Here is a 16035-nt window from a genome sequence, read left to right as displayed (position 1 = left end):
TCGTCACGGAGAGTGCCTAGATGGTGACAGAGGCGAGCGGTTCCCCGAGCATTGCACGCCTATCCATCGGTAACGGTCCCTCAGACGGGTGATTGAAGGGGCGCTCTTCTGCCACGCGACGAGCCCGGCTCACAACTTCCGCCTACGGTGCCCCGTCCGCCTTGCGGTGCACCCGCGCGATCCAGTCCGCCGGTTCGGCGATCTCCTGTTTGGTCGGAAGGGTGTTCGGCGAGGTCCACACGCGGTTGAAGCCGTCCATGCCGACCTCCTCGACGACCGCCCGGACGAACCGCTCCCCGTCGCGGTACTGCCGCAGCTTGGCGTCCAGCCCGAGCAGCTTGCGCAGCGCCTGGTCGAGCCGGCCGGCGCCGCTGGCCCGGCGCTTTTGGAACTTCTCCCGGATCTCGGCGACCGACGGCACGACGTCGGGGCCCACCCCGTCCATCACGTAGTCCGCGTGCCCCTCCAGCAGGGACATCACCGCGGTCAGCCGTCCGAGGATCTCCCGCTGCGCCGGGGTCTGGACGAGGTCGACCAGGGACCGGCCGTCCTCGTCGCCCTCCTCGCCCTCGGGCTTGGCGCCGGCCAGCGACTGGGCGGCCTGGCGCAGCCGCTCCAGGAGGGCGCCCGGGTCGATGTCGGTCTCGCCGAGGAACGACTGGATCTCGCCCTCGATGTGGTCGCGCAGCCAGGGCACGGCGGTGAACTGCGTGCGGTGGGTCTCCTCGTGCAGGCACACCCACAACCGGAAGTCGTGCGGCGCCACTTCGAGCTCGCGCTCCACGTGGACGATGTTCGGGGCGACCAGCAGCAGCCGGCCACCCTGGGCCGCGGCCGGCAGCTCGCGGGAGGCCGGGGCGAAGGTCTCGTACTGGCCGAGGACGCGGGACGCCAGGAACGACAGCAGCATGCCCAGCTCCACGCCGGTCACCTTGCCGCCGACCGCGCCGAGCACCGCACCGCCGGGGACCGTCGAGCGGCGGTCCTCCATCTTCGCCAGCAGCGGCTTGAGCACGGCGCGGAAGCCCGCCACGTTGGCCCGGATCCAGCCGGGCCGGTCCACGACCAGCACCGGGGTGTCGTGCGGCGCCCCGCCCGCCGCGTCGGGCTGTGCCAGCCGCGTGAAGGCGCGCACGTGCGCCTCGGAGGACTTGGCGTGCCGGCGCAGCTCGGCGACGATCGCCCGCGCCTCGTCCCGGCTCACCTCCGGACCCGGGCGTACGAACCGGGTCGCGGTCGCGACCGCGAGATTCCAGTCGACCATCTCGGTCCCACCGATGCTCGTCATGAGTTCACCGTACGTGGGTGCCCGGGCCCGGGGTAGCCGACGGCGGCTTCGGGCTTCACCTTCGCGCGCCCGGTACGCGCCGCCCCGACGGCGGCGGCACCGGGCGCACCGTCCGGCGCGTCAGCGGCAGCCGCAGTTCGCCACCGCCGAGGCGAGGTTGTCGAGGGCCTTCTGGGCGCCCTGGGGGTCGGTGGTGCCGGAGGTCATGAAGGAGAAGACCAGCAGCCGGCCGTCGGCGTCGACGACGGTGCCGGCGAGGGTGTTCACGCCGGTGAGCGTGCCGGTCTTGGCGCGTACCGCCCCGGCGCCGGCGCTCTGGCCGGCGTAGCGCCCGCTGAGGGTGCCGGTGAACGCCGCGACCGGCAGACCGGTGACCACCGGGCGCAGGGCGGGCTGGCCGGGGCTCGCGGCCTGCACCAGGAGGTGGGAGAGCAGGGTGGCGGAGACCTTGTCGGTGCGGTCCAGGCCGCTGCCGTCGGCGAAGACGGCCCCGGCGAGCGGGAGCCGCTGACGGGCCAGGGCGGTGCGCACCGCCTGGGACGCGCCGGCGAAGCTCGCCGGCCGGCCGGAGCCCAGGGCGGTCTGGCGGGCCAGCGCCTCGGCGATGTCGTTGTCGGAGTGGGTGAGCATCCGCTCCACCAGGGCGGACAGCGGCAGCGAGTGGACGGTGGCGAGGCGGTCGGGCTTCTTGGGCGCCTTGGCGGCGGCCGGGTCGCCGTCGACGGTGATGCCGCGCTGGTGGAGGAGGTCGGCGAAGGCGCGGGCGGCGTCGTCGGCCGGGTCGGCCGCACGCGGCGCGGGGCCGTGGTCGCTGTCGTCCAGGCGCGCCTCGTCGGCCATCAGCGCGGTGACCGGGGCGAGGTTCTCGTTGGGGCCGATGGGGTGGTCGACCGGGCCGGAGTAGGCGGAGGTGTCGTAGCCGAGCTCCACCGTGGTCCGGTGTTCCTTGCGCAGGGCGCGGGCGGTCGCATCGGCCAGGGTGCGGAGGCTGGCGGGCTGTTCCACGGTGCCGGGCTGCGGGGCGCGGGCGGTGAGCGTGGGGTCGCCGCCACCGACCAGGACGATGCGGTCCTTGCCGGCACGGACGACGGTGGTGTCGATGCGGTGGTCGGGACCGCGGGTGGCGAGTGCGGCGACGGCGGTGGCGAGCTTGACCGTGGAGGCCGGGGTGGCGGCCTTGTCCTGGTCGGCGCCGAAGACCTGCCGGCCGGCGGCGACATCGAGCACCGAGGCGGTGCGCAGCGGCCCCAGCGCCGGGTCCTTCAGCAGCGGTTCCAGGGCGTCGGCGAGCCCCGCGCCGGTGGGCACCGGCGCCGCGCCACGGCCGGCCGCACCGGCCGTGGGGTCGCCCAGCGCGGGCAGGACGGGCGGGGCGCTGGGCGCGGGCCGGACCCGGTCCCCGGCGTGATGCTCGCCACTGGCACCGTCCATCACGGCCGCCTCCGCCCGCTCGGCCGTACGCTGACCCGAGTCCCACGGGCCGGCCGCCGCCACCGCGACGGTCGCGACCGCCAGCCCGGTTGCTGCGGAGACCACCGTCAGCCGCCAGGTCTGCCGGGTGTGGCGCGGTGTGGCCTCCCAGGCCTGCTGCGCGGTGTCGGTCGCTGCCCGTACGGAGCGGCCCGCCGCGCGCGACGCCGTCCGCGCGGAACGCTGCAACGACTGCCATCTGACCTGCCACGTTCTGGTCTCCGGCACCTCGGACCAGCCCCTTTCGCCACCACACACCTGCGTGGGGGACACTTAATCACCAGACGTATGTGTTGATCATGGAGGAGCCACCCGTGGAGTTCGACGTCACCATCGAGATCCCGAAGGGTTCGCGGAACAAGTACGAGGTGGACCACGAGACCGGTCGGATCCGCCTGGACCGTCGACTCTTCACCTCGACCAGCTACCCGGCCGACTACGGCTTCGTCGAGAACACCCTGGGTGAGGACGGCGACCCGCTGGACGCCCTGGTCATCCTGGACGAGCCGACCTTCCCCGGATGCCTCATCAAGTGCCGTGCCATCGGCATGTTCCGGATGACGGACGAGGCCGGCGGCGACGACAAGCTGCTGTGCGTCCCGGCGTCCGACCCGCGGGTGGAGCACCTCCGCGACATCCACCACGTGTCGGAGTTCGACCGCCTGGAGATCCAGCACTTCTTCGAGGTCTACAAGGACCTGGAGCCCGGCAAGTCCGTCGAGGGCGCCGACTGGGTCGGCCGCACCGACGCCGAGGCCGAGATCGAGGCCTCGTACAAGCGCTTCGAGGCGCAGGGCGGCCACTGATCCGGCGCCCCGGCCCCCCGATGGCGGGCCGAGCGCGGCCCCGCACGCCGTGGGCCGCGCTCTGATTTTCGTACGCGAACGGGCGGCACCCAGTCGGGTGCCGCCCTTCGCTGCGTGTCGGGCCGGACGGGCCCAGGGGGTCAGAAGCCCCGGGTGCGCTTGGCGGCGCGGCGGCCGAGGCCGCCCTCCTGGACGACCGGCGTGCGCAGGACGAGCCGGGCGACCTCGGCGCCGAGGTTGACCCCGACGGCGATGGCCAGCGCCAGCGAGGCGGCCTGGACCAGCGACGTCAGGCCCTGCGGCAGGTGCCCCTGGGCGAAGTTGAGCAGGCCGAAGTACGTGGCGCTACCGGGCAGCAGCGGGCCGATGGCCGCGGTGACGTACGGCAGCGCGGAGGCGTAGCGGTAGCGGGAGAGCAACTGGCCGAAGAGGCCGACCAGTCCGGCCGCGATGGCGGTGGCGGGCACCGCGTTGATGCCGGCGACGTGGGCGAGGGCGCCGTACACCACCCAGGCCACCCCGCCGTTTATGGTCGCGAAGGCCACGGTGTGACGTTCCTGCTGGAGCAGCACGCAGAACGCCAGCGCCAGCAGCATGGCCGCGATGGTCTGCACCACCGGCGCCTTGTAGACCTGCAACGCCTGCTCGGGGTTGAGCCGCCGGAGGCCGGGGTTCAGTTGGAGCCCCACATACAGCACGCTGAGCACGCCGACGACGATGCCGACGATGAGGTAGCCGACCTCCAGCAGGCGGGCCGCGGCGGTGATGTAGTAGCCGGTCAGCCCGTCGTGCACACCGGCGACCAGCGCCCGCCCCGGGATCAGCGCGAACAGCCCACCGGTGATCACCGCGGACGCCTGCACATTGGCGTGCGCCAGGCCGAAGGCGACACCGACCGCCGCGGGCGGCATCGCGGCGACCACGAACTGGTAGAACTCCGGCAGCCCGCGCCCGGACGCCAGCCAGGCCAGCCGGTCGCCGAGCATCGAGCCCACCGCGGCCGCCAGGAACACCAGCGACTCACCGCCGACGAGCATCGAGGCCGCGCCGGACAGCAGCCCGGAGGCCACCGTCAGCGCCCAGCTCGGGTAGGGGTGGCGGTTACGGCGGATCTCGGCCAGGCCGCGGTAGGCCTCTTCGAGGGTGATGCCTTCGGAGGTGATGTCGTCGACCAGCCGGAACACCGCGGACAGCCGGGTGTAGTCCACGCCGCGGCGCCGGACCGTCCGGCTCGCGGTGACCGGGTCGTCGACCAGCGAGGGCTGGTACGAGATGGACAGCAGGGTGAAGGTGACGGTCGGCTCGACGCGCTCCAGCCCGTAGGCGTAGGCGACGCCGAACATCGCCGCCTCGACGTCCTCCGCGCCTTCACCGCCGGCGAGCAGGATCTCGCCGATGCGCAGCGTCAGGTCGAGGACGCGGGGGACGGCGGGCCCGGTCTCCTCGTCGCCGCCCCCGAGCCGCTCCGGTACCGGCCGCTCCCCCACCGGCATCCGCAGCATCGTGCGCATCCGGTCCTGCCAGGGCGCTTCCTTGGTCAGGTGGATGACGGGGATGCCGTGCGGCGGGGTGAAGGCCGCGCTCAGGGCGGTGGCGCCGGCGGGGGTGGGCAGCGGGGTCTGCCCGGTGGTGCTGCCGGGCCGTACGAAAGCGGAACCCTCCGGCTCGGCGGGCGCCTCCGGGCGCAGACCGGCCGGCAGGGCGAACTCGGAGGTGGGGTGCTCGTCCTCGGGGATCGGGGGGTGGGGAACACCGAGCGGCGGGGTGAAGGCGCTGTGCGCCTCGTCCGGCGGCTTGCGGTCCTCGGGGGAACCGCCGGCCTGCTCCGATGCATGTGGGTCCGACACCACGGGTCTTCGCTCCTTGTTGGCCTCCTGGGGGGTGGTCCAAGGACACGATGCCTGATCGCCGGACGTGGTGCGCGCGCGGGGCGCTAATTTCCGCTACCGCCCGCGGGCACCGCGAGGCGGGCGGACTGGGCGGGCGGACTGGGCGGGTTGGGGCACTGCTTTCGGAGCGCCCTACGGGACAGCCCTCAGCGCTTGGCGTGCCGCCCCCGCCGCGCGCTCTCCGCGGTGGCGCCGTGCGGACGGCCCGGCAGGTCCTGCCCGGCCGGCACCGGCCCCTCCTTCTTGGCCTTGCTGCGGGCCCGCAGGAATTCGATGGCGATCGGGACGACCGAGATCAGCACGATCGCGACCAGCATCAGCTCGATGTTCTTGTGGACGAACTCGACGTTGCCCAGCAGCGCGCCGAGCAGGGTGACACCGGCGCCCCACAGCGCACCGCCGATGACGTTGAAGGTGATGAAGGAGCGGTAGTTCATCCGGCTCACACCGGCGACGATCGGCGTGAAGGTCCGCACGATCGGCACGAAGCGGGCCAGGATCAGCGACTTGGGGCCGTACTTCTCGAAGAACTCGTGCGCCTTCTCGACGTTCTCCTGCTTGAACAGCCGGGAGTCGGGGCGCTTGAAGAGCGAGGGGCCGACCTTGCGGCCGAAGAGATAGCCGGCCTGGTCGCCGAGGACGGCGGCGAGCACGACCAGGCAGCACACCAGCCACAGGGGGCGGTCCAGCTTGTTGGTGGTCACCAGCAGTCCGGTGGTGAACAGGAGCGAGTCCCCCGGCAGGAAGAAGCCGATCAGCAGGCCGGACTCCGCAAAGACGATGACCAGGACGCCGATCAGGCCGAACGTCGCGATCAGATAGTCCGGGTCCAGCCACTGCGGGCCGAGCGCGAGAGTATTCACGGGGTGAAGGCTCCTGGGTCGAGGGCGCCGGATCGTGCGAGCGACGGGGAAGCAGGCGCGTGTGCGGCCCAAAGCTATCAACGCCGGATGACCCCCGGTGGTTCCAGGCGGGCTCCCCGGCCTCCACCCGACCGCTCCCCGACCGCTGGCCGGGCGGGCGGGGTCGGGTGATGCTGGCCGTGAGGAGGTGCACCGCGCATGGGCATCGATGAGTACGGCGGCGGGCAGCACGCGCAGTCCGACGTCCTGGTCGTGACGACGAACGACGTACCGGGGTACCGGGTGGAGCGGATGATCGGTGAGGTCTTCGGCCTCACGGTGCGCTCCCGGCATGTGGGCAGCCAGATCGGCGCCGGCCTGAAATCGCTGGTCGGCGGCGAGCTGAAGGGGCTGACCAAGACCCTGGTGGAGACCCGTAACCAGGCGATGGAGCGGCTGGTGGAGCAGGCCCGCTCGCGGGGTGCCAATGCGGTGTTGATGTTCCGCTTCGACGTCACCGAGGCCGCGGACGTGGGCACCGAGGTGTGCGCGTACGGCACCGCGGTGGTGCTGGCCCCGCGGTCCTGATGAGGGGCCGCGGGCGGCGGGGCCAGGGTCCGTACGGCGCTCAGGAGTGCCGCGCGGCGTTGGCCAGGATCGCCCGCCTCAGGTAGGCGGCCAGCCCCGGCTTGATCTTCTCGAAGGTGGCCGTGAAGCGCTCGTCCGCGGTGTACATCTCGGCGAGCCCGGTGTGGATCTCGAAGGTGCAGTCGTAGAAGTTCCGGCTGATCTGCTGCCGGTGCTCCTCGGCGAGGTCCATCGCCGCCGGCGAGCCGGGCTCGGCGCCGGACTCCATCAGGGCGGCGAACGCCTCGGTGTTCCGCGCCGCCTCGCCCTTGATCCGCAGCCAGTCCTCCTTGGTGTACGCGGCCGCCCGGCGCTGTGACTGCCGGTAGGGCTCGGTGTCGCCCCAGCGCTGCCGCGCCTGCTGCTCGTACTGGTCCGGGTCGTACTCCCCGAAGGCCTCGAACTTCTCCTCGGGCGTGAGGTTGATGCCCATCTTCCGTGCCTCCATGGCGTGTTCGACGGCCTCGGCCATCGTGCGCAGCTGCTCGATCCGGGTGGACAACAGGTCGTGCTGGCGCCGCAGGTGGTCCAGCGGGTCGGCGTCCGGGTCGTCGAGCAGGACCGCGACCTCGTCGAGCGGGAAGCCCAGCTCCCGGTAGAACAGGATCTGCTGGAGCCGGTCGAGGTCGGCGTCGTCGTAACGCCGGTGACCGGCATGGCTGCGGGCGCTCGGGGCGAGCAGCCCGATCTCGTCGTAGTGGTGCAGGGTGCGCACGGTCACTCCGGCGAATTCCGCGACCTGGCCTACCGAATGGCTCACTTCCGCTCCCTTCTCGGTACGCGTTCCACCGTGGTTCCTCACGCCGCGTGAGGTGCAAGTCCGGATGGTGAAAAAGCCGGTGGGGGGACGGGCGACGGGTGAGATCCTGCCGCTCATGCTGGGGATAACGGATCTGTCCACCTATCTGGCGGGGCTCGCGCTGATCATTCTGCTGCCGGGCCCGAATTCGCTGTACGTCGTCTCGGTGGCGGCGCGGCGCGGGCCGCGGGTGGCGTACCGGGCGGCGGCCGGTGTGCTGTGCGGGGACACGGTGCTGATGACGTTGTCGGCGGGCGGGGTGGCCTCGCTGCTGCAGGCCAGTCCGGTGCTGTTCACGCTCGTCAAGTTCGCCGGCGCTGGCTACCTGACCTGGCTGGCGGTGGGCATGCTGCGCGGCGCCTGGGCGCTGTGGCGCGGGCGGGAGGTCCGCCGGGCCGCACGGGACGGCAACGGGGCGGCCGCGGCGCCGAAGGAGGCCGCCGAGCGGCCGTACCGCCGGGCGCTGGTGGTCAGCCTGCTCAACCCGAAGGCGATCCTGTTCTTCATTTCGTTCTTCGTGCAGTTCGTGGACCCGGCGTATGCGCACCCGGTGCTGTCGTTCCTGACGCTGGGCGCCTGGGCGCAGCTGTTCAGCTTCACCTACCTGTCGGTCCTGATCTTCAGTGGGGCGTATCTGGCGGCGACGTTCCGGCGGCGCAGGCGGCTGACGGCCGGGCTGTCCGCGGGCGCCGGCGCGGCGTTCCTGGGGTTCGCGGCCAAGCTGTCGCTGGCCAGCGCGAGCTGAGTCGGCGCAGGCTCAGGCGGCTCAAGCTGAGTCAGCGCCGGCCGGGCCGGCGGTGGCTGAGCGAGCGACAGCCGGCCGGCCGGCCGGCCGGCGACAGCGTGGACGGCGCCCCGCGCGCCGGCCGGGTGAGCGCCGCCTTCCGGGGCGCGGCCCGCCCGGTGCGCTTCCACTGGGCGAACCCTGGAGGCCACTCACCCCCTATGCCCGTATTGTCGGGTTGCAGGAGGTGGGTCCATGCCCGTCCACGACATCCACGTGGCCGTCATCTACTACTCGTCCACCGGCACCATCGCCGAACTCGCGCGGCGGATCGCGGACGCCGCCGAGCACGCCGGCGCCGACGTACGGCTGCGCCGAACGGCCGAACTCGCCCCCCAGACGGCGATCGACGCCCACCCGGCCTGGGCCGCCAACGCCGCGGCCACCGCGGACATCATGGAGGCCACCCACGAGGACGTGCTCTGGGCGGACGCGGTGATCTTCGGGACCCCGACCCGCTTCGGCAATGTGTCCTCCCAGCTCAAGCAGTACCTCGACACCCTGGGCGGCCTCTGGCAACAGGGCCGCCTGGCCGACAAGGTCTACAGCGGCTTCACCGCGTCCGCCACCCGGCACGGCGGCCAGGAGTCCACCCTGCTCGCGCTGTACCAGACCGTCCACCACTTCGGCGGCATCCTCATCGCCCCGGGCTACACCGACCCGGCGAAGTTCATCGACGGCAACCCCTACGGCACCTCCCACGTCGGCGGCCCGGACGTCCCGCCCGACGACGACGCGCGCACCGCCGCCCGGATCCAGGCGGAACGCGTGGTGAAGTTCACCAAAGCCATCAAGCACGGCCTTTCACCGGCAAGTTGAGGTAGGCGCGACAGATGACTCTGCACAAAGGCGCATCGGCAACCGACCGCAAGAGCGCGGGCCACCCGGTCAATCCCTTCTACGGCGAGGCCGACCCGGTCGCCGGGATGGACACCTCGCCGCCGCGGCACACCCTGCCCGACGGCCCGGTCACCCCGCACGCGGCCTACCAGTTCGTCCACGACGAGCTGATGCTGGACGGCAACGCCCGGCTCAACCTGGCGACCTTCGTCACCACCTGGATGGAGCCGCAGGCCGGCGTCCTGATGGCGGACTGCCGGGACAAGAACATGATCGACAAGGACGAGTACCCGCGCACCGCCGAACTGGAGCGGCGCTGTGTGGCGATGCTCGCCGACCTGTGGCACGCCCCCGAGCCCTCGTCCGCGGTCGGCTGCTCCACCACCGGGTCGAGCGAGGCCTGCATGCTCGCCGGGATGGCCCTCAAGCGCCGCTGGATGCAGCGCAACACCGACCGCTATCCGGCCACCGTCCGGCCCAACCTCATCATGGGCGCCAACGTCCAGGTCTGCTGGGAGAAGTTCTGCAACTTCTGGGAGGTCGAGGCCCGCCAGGTCCCCATGGAGGGCGACCGCTTCCACCTCGACGCCGCCTCCGCCGCCGACCTCTGCGACGAGAACACCATCGGCGTGGTGGCCATCCTCGGCTCGACCTTCGACGGGTCCTACGAGCCGGTGGCCGAGATCTGCGCGGCGCTCGACGAGGTCCAGGAGAAGAAGGGCTGGGACATCCCCGTCCATGTGGACGGCGCCTCCGGGGCCATGATCGCGCCGTTCCTCGATCCGGAGCTGGTGTGGGACTTCCGGCTGCCCCGGGTCGCCTCCATCAACACCTCCGGCCACAAGTACGGCCTGGTCTACCCCGGCGTCGGCTGGGCGCTGTGGCGCGACGAGACCGCCCTCCCCGAGGAGCTGGTCTTCCGCGTCAACTACCTGGGCGGCGATATGCCGACCTTCGCCCTGAACTTCTCCCGCCCCGGCGCCCAGGTCGCCGCCCAGTACTACACCTTCCTGCGGCTCGGCCGGGAGGGCTACCGCGCCGTCCAGCAGGCGACCCGGGACGTGGCCCGCTCACTGGCCGAACGCATCGGCGCCGTGGACGACTTCCGGCTGCTCACCCAGGGCGACGAGCTGCCGGTCTTCGCCTTCACCACCGCCGACCACATCAAGGCCTTCGACGTCTTCGACGTCTCCCGCCGGATGAAGGAGCGCGGCTGGCTGGTTCCCGCCTACACCTTCCCGCCCGACCGCGAGGACCTCTCCGTCCTGCGCATCGTCTGCCGCAACGGCTTCTCCCACGACCTGGCCGACCTCTTCATGGCCGACCTGGATCAGCTGCTGCCCGAACTCCGCGAACAGCCGGGCCCGATGGACCGCCCCGAGGGCGTGGCCACCGCCTTCCACCACTGAGCCGCCCCGGCGCCCCGCCGGCGACGGGGCCCGTACCGGCCCGCTCAGCGCCCGTCTGCTCACTGCCCGTCTGCTCAGCGCCCGTCTGCTCAGTGCCCGTCTGCTCACTGCCCGTCTGCTCAGCGCCCGTCTGCTCAGTGCCCGTCTGCTCAGTGCCCGTCTGCTGAGTGCCCGCCCACGGGGCGGCGGCCCCGCGCCGGCTTCGTCGCGTACGGGTTCGTCTGCCCCTTGGCGAGCACGCCGACGAACGGCTCCCCCTCGCCGGCGAAGACATACGCCCCGCCCTTGATCCGCTCGATCAGACCCCGGGTCCACTCCGCCCCGGCCTCCGCCGAGTGGACCCAGTAGTTCATGATCTCGCCGATGTGGCCGAGCTGCCCCGGCCCCTCCTCCGGCAGGTAGGAGCCGGTCACCTCGGCACGCCACGCCTCGATGCCCCGCACCCGCTCCGCCAGGAGCTCCAGGGCCTCCGCCCGCCCCAGATCGACCAGGAACCCGAGCGCCGCCGCCAGCACGTCGGGCTTCTGGTCGTGGGCGGTCAGCGAGGTGCGCAGCAGCGCGAAGAACTCCTGTGTGCCCCGCTCCGTGATCTCGTACTCGGTACGCGGCGGACCGCCGGCCGGGGAGGGCGCGGTCTCGTGGGCGTGCAGCAACCCCTGCTTCGCCATCTGCTTGAGCGCGTGATAGATCGAACCGGGCTGGGCGTTGGACCACTCGTGAGCGCCCCAGTACTCCAGGTCGTTGCGCACCTGATAGCCGTGGGCCCGGCCGTGCTGGCGGACGGCACCGAGCACCAGGAGACGGATCGCTGACATGCGGTCCAGGCTAAGGGCTGCCCCGTAGGGCGCTGCGTTCGGAGCAACGCCCCAGGGCGCCCGCCTCAGTCCGCCTGCTTCCGGGCCGCGCGCTCCTCGTCCACCAGCTCGAAGGCCGTCCTGCCGTCGAGCGACTCACGGATGATGTCGGCATGGCCGGCGTGTCGGGCGGTCTCCTCGATCAGGTGCAGCAGCAGCCAGCGCATCGACTGCCGGGCGTTCGGCGGGAACCAGGGCGCCTCGGGCAGCGGGAAGGTGTCGTCCAGGCTCGGCACTGACCGGATGAACTCCTCGGTCCGCCGTGCGACGCCGTCCCAGAACTCCAGCATTCCGGCGAGGGTCTCGCCCTCCTCCAGCTGGAAGCTCAGGTGCCAGGTGTCCTGGTTCCGCTCGATCGAGTGCGGCCGCTGCTGCGCGGTCTCCACCCAGCCCTGCTCGGTCTGCGCCACGTGCTTGACCAGCCCGGCCAGCGACAGCTCGCTGGCGCTCGGCCGCTTCCCCGCCTGGGCCTCGGTCAGTCCGAGCACCGCCCGCCGGAGCCCGCCGCGCTGTGCCTCCAGGAAGGCCAGCAGCGCACCGGTCTCGTCACCGTGGGCCTCGGCCAGAACATGAGTGGGCATGACATCCGCCTTTCACCGTGCCAAGGGCCGTCCGGCGCACCCGCCGCCGCCCTTCCGACACCCCTGACGCTAGAAGCCATGGAGGACACCCTCTGTCCTCCATGACGAAGGTGTCCTCCGAACGGGCGCCACGGAACGGCTGCTCGGTACGGGCTCCTCAGTACGGGCCTACGGAGCGGGGCCCACGGAACGGGCCCCGCGGCAGCACCTCGCAGCGGGCACGCCCCCTCAGAACGGGAAGCGCGACCGCCCGTGCTGGATGGAGATCCACTTGGTGGTGGTGAAGGCCTCCACCATCGCATCGCCGTTCAGCCGCCCCAGGCCAGAGCTCTTCTCCCCGCCGAACGGCACGATCGGCTCGTCGTGCACGGTGGCGTCGTTGACGTGGAACATCCCGGTGTCGATCCGCTTGGCGAACCGCACCCCGCGCTCGATGTCGCCGGAGTGCACGGCGCCGCTCAGCCCGTACGGCGTGCCGTTGGTGATCCGCACGGCCTCGTCGTCGCCGTCGAAGGGCACCAGCAGGGCGACCGGGCCGAAGATCTCCTGGGTGAGCAGCGGCGAGTCCGCCGGGAGCCCGGTCAGCACGCTGGGTGCCACGAGGGTGCCGTGCGTCTCACCCCGGAGGAGCGCCGAGGCGCCCTCGGCGACGGCGCGGTCGACCAGCGAGGTGACGGCCTCGGCCTGGCCCTCGTTGATCAGCGGCCCGATGTGGGTCTGCGGATCGGTGGGGTCGCCCACCCGCAGCGACGCCACCTTGGCCACGAACTTCTCGGTGAACTCCCGCTCCACCGCGCGGTCCAGCAGGATGCGATTGGCGGCCATGCAGACCTGGCCCTGGTGGACGAAGCGGCTGAAGACCGCGGCGTCCACGGCGTAGTCGAGGTCGGCGTCGTCGAGGACCACCAGGGCGCTGTTGCCGCCCAGTTCCAGGACGGTGTTCTTGAAGTGCGCGGCGGCGACGGTGGCGACGTGCCGGCCCACCTTCTCCGAACCGGTGAAGGAGAGGGTCTTGGGCACCGGGTGCTCGATCAGCGCGTCGCCGATCTCGGCGATGTCGGTGACCACGACGTTGAGCACACCGGCCGGCAGACCGGCCTCCTCGAAGATCCTGGCGACCAGGCCGCCGCCGCAGACCGGGGTGTTCTGGTGCGGCTTGAGGACGACCGCGTTGCCCAGCGCGAGGGCCGGCGCCACCGACTTGATCGACAGCAGGAAGGGGAAGTTGAAGGGGCTGATGACCCCCACCACGCCGACCGGCAGACGGTAGAGCCGGTTCTCCTTGCCGTCGATGGGCGAGGGCAGGATGCGGCCCTCGGCGCGCAGCGCCAGCTGGATCGCCTCCCGCAGGAACTCCCTGGCCAGGTGCAGCTCGAAGCCCACCTTGGCGCGGGTTCCGCCGACCTCGGCGGCGATCGCGTCGGCCAGCTCCTCCTCGCGGTCGTCGATGATCCGCAGCACGCGCTCGAAGACCAGCCGGCGGCTGTACGGATTGACGGCGCCCCATTCCCGCTGCGCCCGCTCGGCGGCGCGGTAGGCCTGGTCGATCTCGTCGACCGTGGCAACGGGTATGGAGGTCAGCTTCTCGCCGTTGTAGGGATTGAAATCGACGATGTCCCACGAGCCGCTTCCGGAGCGCCACTCACCGTCGATGAACTGATAGGCCAACTCGTCGAAGTAGGACATGCCATCCCGATCTGGAGAACAGGGCACACAGGGCGCCAAGTTGGGGGGTGCTGACTCCTGATGGTGCGCCATCCTACCGACGCGTCACATAAGTTGGAGAAGCCCGCGCAAAAGGTCTCTGGTCTCCGCCGGCCCGGGCCCTTCCTCCTGGAGGCGGTCCATCACCCGTCCGTACTGCGCCACTTCCTCGGGCTTGTCCACATAGAGCGCGCTGGTGAGCTGTTCGAGGAAAACGACGTCCGGCAGACCGGATTCCTGAAATCCGAGCATGGTGAAGGCGCCGAATTCACCGGCGTGCCCACCCATGCTGAAGGGCATGACCTGAAGGCGCACATTGGGGCTTTCGGACACCTCGATGAGGTGCCGCACCTGCTCGCGCATGACCTGGCGGTCGCCGTACGGGCGGCGCAGCGCGGCCTCGTCCAGGATGCACTGGAACTGTGCCGGGCGTTCGGACACCAGCAGCTTCTGTCTTTCCATCCGCAGCGCGACCCGGCGCTCGATGTCGGCGGGCGCGGCGTCCGGCATACCGCGCCGGACGACGGCCTGGGCATAGGCCTCGGTCTGCAACAGCCCGTGGACGAACTGGACTTCGTAGACCCGGATGAGCGAGGTGGCGCCTTCCAGGCCCACATACGTCTGGAACCAGCCGGGCAGCACATCGGTGTAACTGTGCCACCAGCCGGCGACGTTGGCCTCGCGCGCCAGGGAGAGCAGCGCCTCGCGCTCCTGTGCGTCGGTGACGCCGTAGAGCACGAGCAGGTCCTCGACGTCGCGCGCCTTGAAGCTCACCCTGCCCAGCTCCATACGGCTGATCTTCGATTCCGACGCACGGATCGAATAGCCGGCCGCCTCACGGGTTATCCCGCGGGATTCACGCAGGCGGCGAAGCTGCGACCCGAGCAGGATCCGCCGCACCACCGACCCACTCGACTCACTTCCGGACACCTCTGCGACCCCTCCTGTGACCCCCACCAGTCCAACAGTGGGCCGCAGTCTGCCATGTCCGGGCTCCGTTGCGTGCTCATCCGGTTACGGATACGTGAGGCCCCCGCAAGCCCTTTACACAAACCGACACCGATAATTCCCCGCAAACCAAGGCGAGTTGGAGCAATCGCGGCACGTGCACGTGCATCTGCCCTTGCATCTGTCTCGCACATTGGGAACCATGGGCGACGCACGCATGCACGCTCGTGAAAGATCCGTCAGATCCGTCTGACCGGCCAGGGTCATGACGTCCGCGAACGCCAGGAGTGCCTCGCATGGGGACCAAGGTTTTGACCATGCTCCAGCCGTTATGGCAGGGCTTTCCTCCCGCCGACCCCCTGGCCGTCCCCGGATCCGCGTCGTGCACCCTCCCACCGCACTACGAATCGGTGGGCTGCGCACGGAGGTTCACCCGCGAGACGCTGCAGGGCTGGGAGCTGGAGGACCTCTTCGACTCGGTCGCCCTGGTCGTCTCCGAACTGGTCACCAATGCGCTGCGGCACGCGGTGCTGGCGACCCCCGAGCACGCCGGCGCCACCCCGCCGGCCCGGCTCCACCTGATGCGCTGGTCACAGCGGCTGGTCTGCGCCGTACGGGATCCGAGCGACGACTCCCCGGTGGCCGGTGAGGCCGACTCCGCCGCGGAGTCCGGGCGCGGGCTGTACCTGGTGGAGTCCTTCAGCGACAGCTGGGGCTGGCACCCGCTCACCGGTGTCACCCACGGCAAGATCGTGTGGGCGCAGTTCCGGCTGCCGTAGCCGGCCTCGCACCAGCGGCCGGGCACCCGTCGTGGACGGTGCCCGGCCGCCGGCGTGCGCGGTGCGGTGCGGACGACGGGCCCTCAGTCCGGTACGAGGTGGTCGAACTCCCCGTCCTTGACGCCGAGGAGCATCGCCCGGACCTCGGCGGGCGTGTAGACGAGCGCGGGACCGTCCGGGAAGCGCGAGTTGCGTACCGCGATGTCGCCGCCGGGGAGCTTGGCGAATTCCACGCAGGACCCCTGGGAGTTGCTGTGCTGGCTCTTCTGCCAGGCCACATCGCGAAGATCCGTTGCGGCCATGCCGTTGTATGCGTGGGGCACTGGGATCTCCCGGTGATAAATGGTGTCAACTGCCCCGGATCATAGCTGCGTTCACATGCGAATGCATGCGCAGATGCACGTGCACGACTGCG

Annotated in this window: 16 protein-coding genes; 6 read left to right on the top strand and 10 right to left on the bottom strand. The window is 71.3% G+C overall.

Features of this window, described 5'->3' with window-relative positions; genetic code table 11:
- Nucleotides 1-142: 142 nt before the first annotated feature.
- Nucleotides 143-1288 carry a zinc-dependent metalloprotease gene (locus AB0G84_RS30040; protein ID WP_361327606.1) on the bottom strand — a complete coding sequence of 382 codons (1146 nt, stop codon included), beginning with the start codon at nucleotides 1286-1288 and terminating at the stop codon, nucleotides 143-145.
- A gap of 120 nt (nucleotides 1289-1408) precedes the next feature.
- Nucleotides 1409-2947 carry a D-alanyl-D-alanine carboxypeptidase/D-alanyl-D-alanine-endopeptidase gene (gene dacB, locus AB0G84_RS30035; RefSeq protein ID WP_361327603.1) on the bottom strand — a complete coding sequence of 513 codons (1539 nt, stop codon included), beginning with the start codon at nucleotides 2945-2947 and terminating at the stop codon, nucleotides 1409-1411.
- A 125-nt stretch (nucleotides 2948-3072) separates the two neighbouring features.
- On the opposite strand from dacB, the gene AB0G84_RS30030 reads away from it, so the two are divergent.
- Nucleotides 3073-3564, top strand: a complete 492-nt coding sequence (locus AB0G84_RS30030; RefSeq protein ID WP_030567880.1) for an inorganic diphosphatase — start codon at nucleotides 3073-3075, stop codon at nucleotides 3562-3564.
- A gap of 140 nt (nucleotides 3565-3704) precedes the next feature.
- Here the strand turns inward: AB0G84_RS30030 and AB0G84_RS30025 are convergent, their stop codons facing one another.
- Both AB0G84_RS30025 and AB0G84_RS30020 read right to left on the bottom strand, forming a co-directional pair.
- Entirely contained in the window at nucleotides 3705-5411 is a 1707-nt protein-coding gene (locus AB0G84_RS30025; protein ID WP_361327600.1) for a threonine/serine exporter family protein, read from the bottom strand.
- A 188-nt stretch (nucleotides 5412-5599) separates the two neighbouring features.
- A complete protein-coding gene (locus tag AB0G84_RS30020; RefSeq protein WP_361327597.1) occupies nucleotides 5600-6316 on the bottom strand; it encodes a VTT domain-containing protein in 717 nt (238 codons plus the stop codon).
- 198 nt (nucleotides 6317-6514) lie between these two features.
- On the opposite strand from AB0G84_RS30020, the gene AB0G84_RS30015 reads away from it, so the two are divergent.
- The gene (locus AB0G84_RS30015; RefSeq protein ID WP_361327594.1) at nucleotides 6515-6883 is read left to right on the top strand and encodes a YbjQ family protein; all 369 of its coding nucleotides are present in this window, start codon (nucleotides 6515-6517) and stop codon (nucleotides 6881-6883) included.
- Between the two features lie 40 nt (nucleotides 6884-6923).
- Here AB0G84_RS30015 and AB0G84_RS30010 read toward each other — a convergent pair whose 3' ends face one another.
- Nucleotides 6924-7682: a MerR family transcriptional regulator gene (locus tag AB0G84_RS30010; RefSeq protein WP_361327591.1), complete on the bottom strand. Its 759-nt coding sequence runs from the start codon at nucleotides 7680-7682 to the stop codon at nucleotides 6924-6926.
- A 115-nt stretch (nucleotides 7683-7797) separates the two neighbouring features.
- On the opposite strand from AB0G84_RS30010, the gene leuE reads away from it, so the two are divergent.
- The 3 genes from leuE (at nucleotide 7798) to AB0G84_RS29995 (ending at nucleotide 10754) form a co-directional block, all read left to right on the top strand.
- Nucleotides 7798-8466, top strand: a complete 669-nt coding sequence (leuE, locus tag AB0G84_RS30005) for a leucine efflux protein LeuE (RefSeq protein WP_361327588.1) — start codon at nucleotides 7798-7800, stop codon at nucleotides 8464-8466.
- Between the two features lie 234 nt (nucleotides 8467-8700).
- Nucleotides 8701-9324 carry an NAD(P)H:quinone oxidoreductase gene (wrbA, locus tag AB0G84_RS30000; RefSeq protein WP_361327586.1) on the top strand — a complete coding sequence of 208 codons (624 nt, stop codon included), beginning with the start codon at nucleotides 8701-8703 and terminating at the stop codon, nucleotides 9322-9324.
- Between the two features lie 14 nt (nucleotides 9325-9338).
- Nucleotides 9339-10754: a glutamate decarboxylase gene (locus AB0G84_RS29995; RefSeq protein ID WP_361327583.1), complete on the top strand. Its 1416-nt coding sequence runs from the start codon at nucleotides 9339-9341 to the stop codon at nucleotides 10752-10754.
- 149 nt (nucleotides 10755-10903) lie between these two features.
- On the opposite strand, the gene AB0G84_RS29990 is transcribed toward AB0G84_RS29995, so the two are convergent.
- From AB0G84_RS29990 to AB0G84_RS29975, 4 genes are all read right to left on the bottom strand, one after another.
- Nucleotides 10904-11569 carry a PadR family transcriptional regulator gene (locus AB0G84_RS29990; protein WP_361327580.1) on the bottom strand — a complete coding sequence of 222 codons (666 nt, stop codon included), beginning with the start codon at nucleotides 11567-11569 and terminating at the stop codon, nucleotides 10904-10906.
- 65 nt (nucleotides 11570-11634) lie between these two features.
- A complete protein-coding gene (locus AB0G84_RS29985; protein WP_361327577.1) occupies nucleotides 11635-12189 on the bottom strand; it encodes a DinB family protein in 555 nt (184 codons plus the stop codon).
- Nucleotides 12190-12417: 228 nt separating this feature from the next.
- Nucleotides 12418-13875, bottom strand: coding sequence for an aldehyde dehydrogenase family protein (locus AB0G84_RS29980; RefSeq protein WP_361327574.1), 1458 nt, complete (start codon nucleotides 13873-13875; stop codon nucleotides 12418-12420).
- An 84-nt stretch (nucleotides 13876-13959) separates the two neighbouring features.
- A complete protein-coding gene (locus AB0G84_RS29975) occupies nucleotides 13960-14823 on the bottom strand; it encodes a helix-turn-helix transcriptional regulator (protein ID WP_361327571.1) in 864 nt (287 codons plus the stop codon).
- A gap of 314 nt (nucleotides 14824-15137) precedes the next feature.
- Here AB0G84_RS29975 and AB0G84_RS29970 point away from each other — a divergent pair, with 314 nt between their 5' ends.
- Nucleotides 15138-15620 (top strand): ATP-binding protein, encoded by a 483-nt coding sequence (locus AB0G84_RS29970; protein ID WP_361327568.1) that lies wholly within the window; start codon nucleotides 15138-15140, stop codon nucleotides 15618-15620.
- An 83-nt stretch (nucleotides 15621-15703) separates the two neighbouring features.
- On the opposite strand, the gene AB0G84_RS29965 is transcribed toward AB0G84_RS29970, so the two are convergent.
- The gene (locus AB0G84_RS29965; protein ID WP_361327566.1) at nucleotides 15704-15943 is read right to left on the bottom strand and encodes a DUF397 domain-containing protein; all 240 of its coding nucleotides are present in this window, start codon (nucleotides 15941-15943) and stop codon (nucleotides 15704-15706) included.
- Nucleotides 15944-16035: the final 92 nt, after the last annotated feature.

Origin of the sequence: Streptomyces sp. NPDC020742, assembly GCF_040641675.1 — a bacterium.
GTDB lineage: Bacteria > Actinomycetota > Actinomycetes > Streptomycetales > Streptomycetaceae > Streptomyces.
Note: the sequence above shows the minus strand (reverse complement) of the source record. Positions and strands in the feature narration are given on the sequence as shown.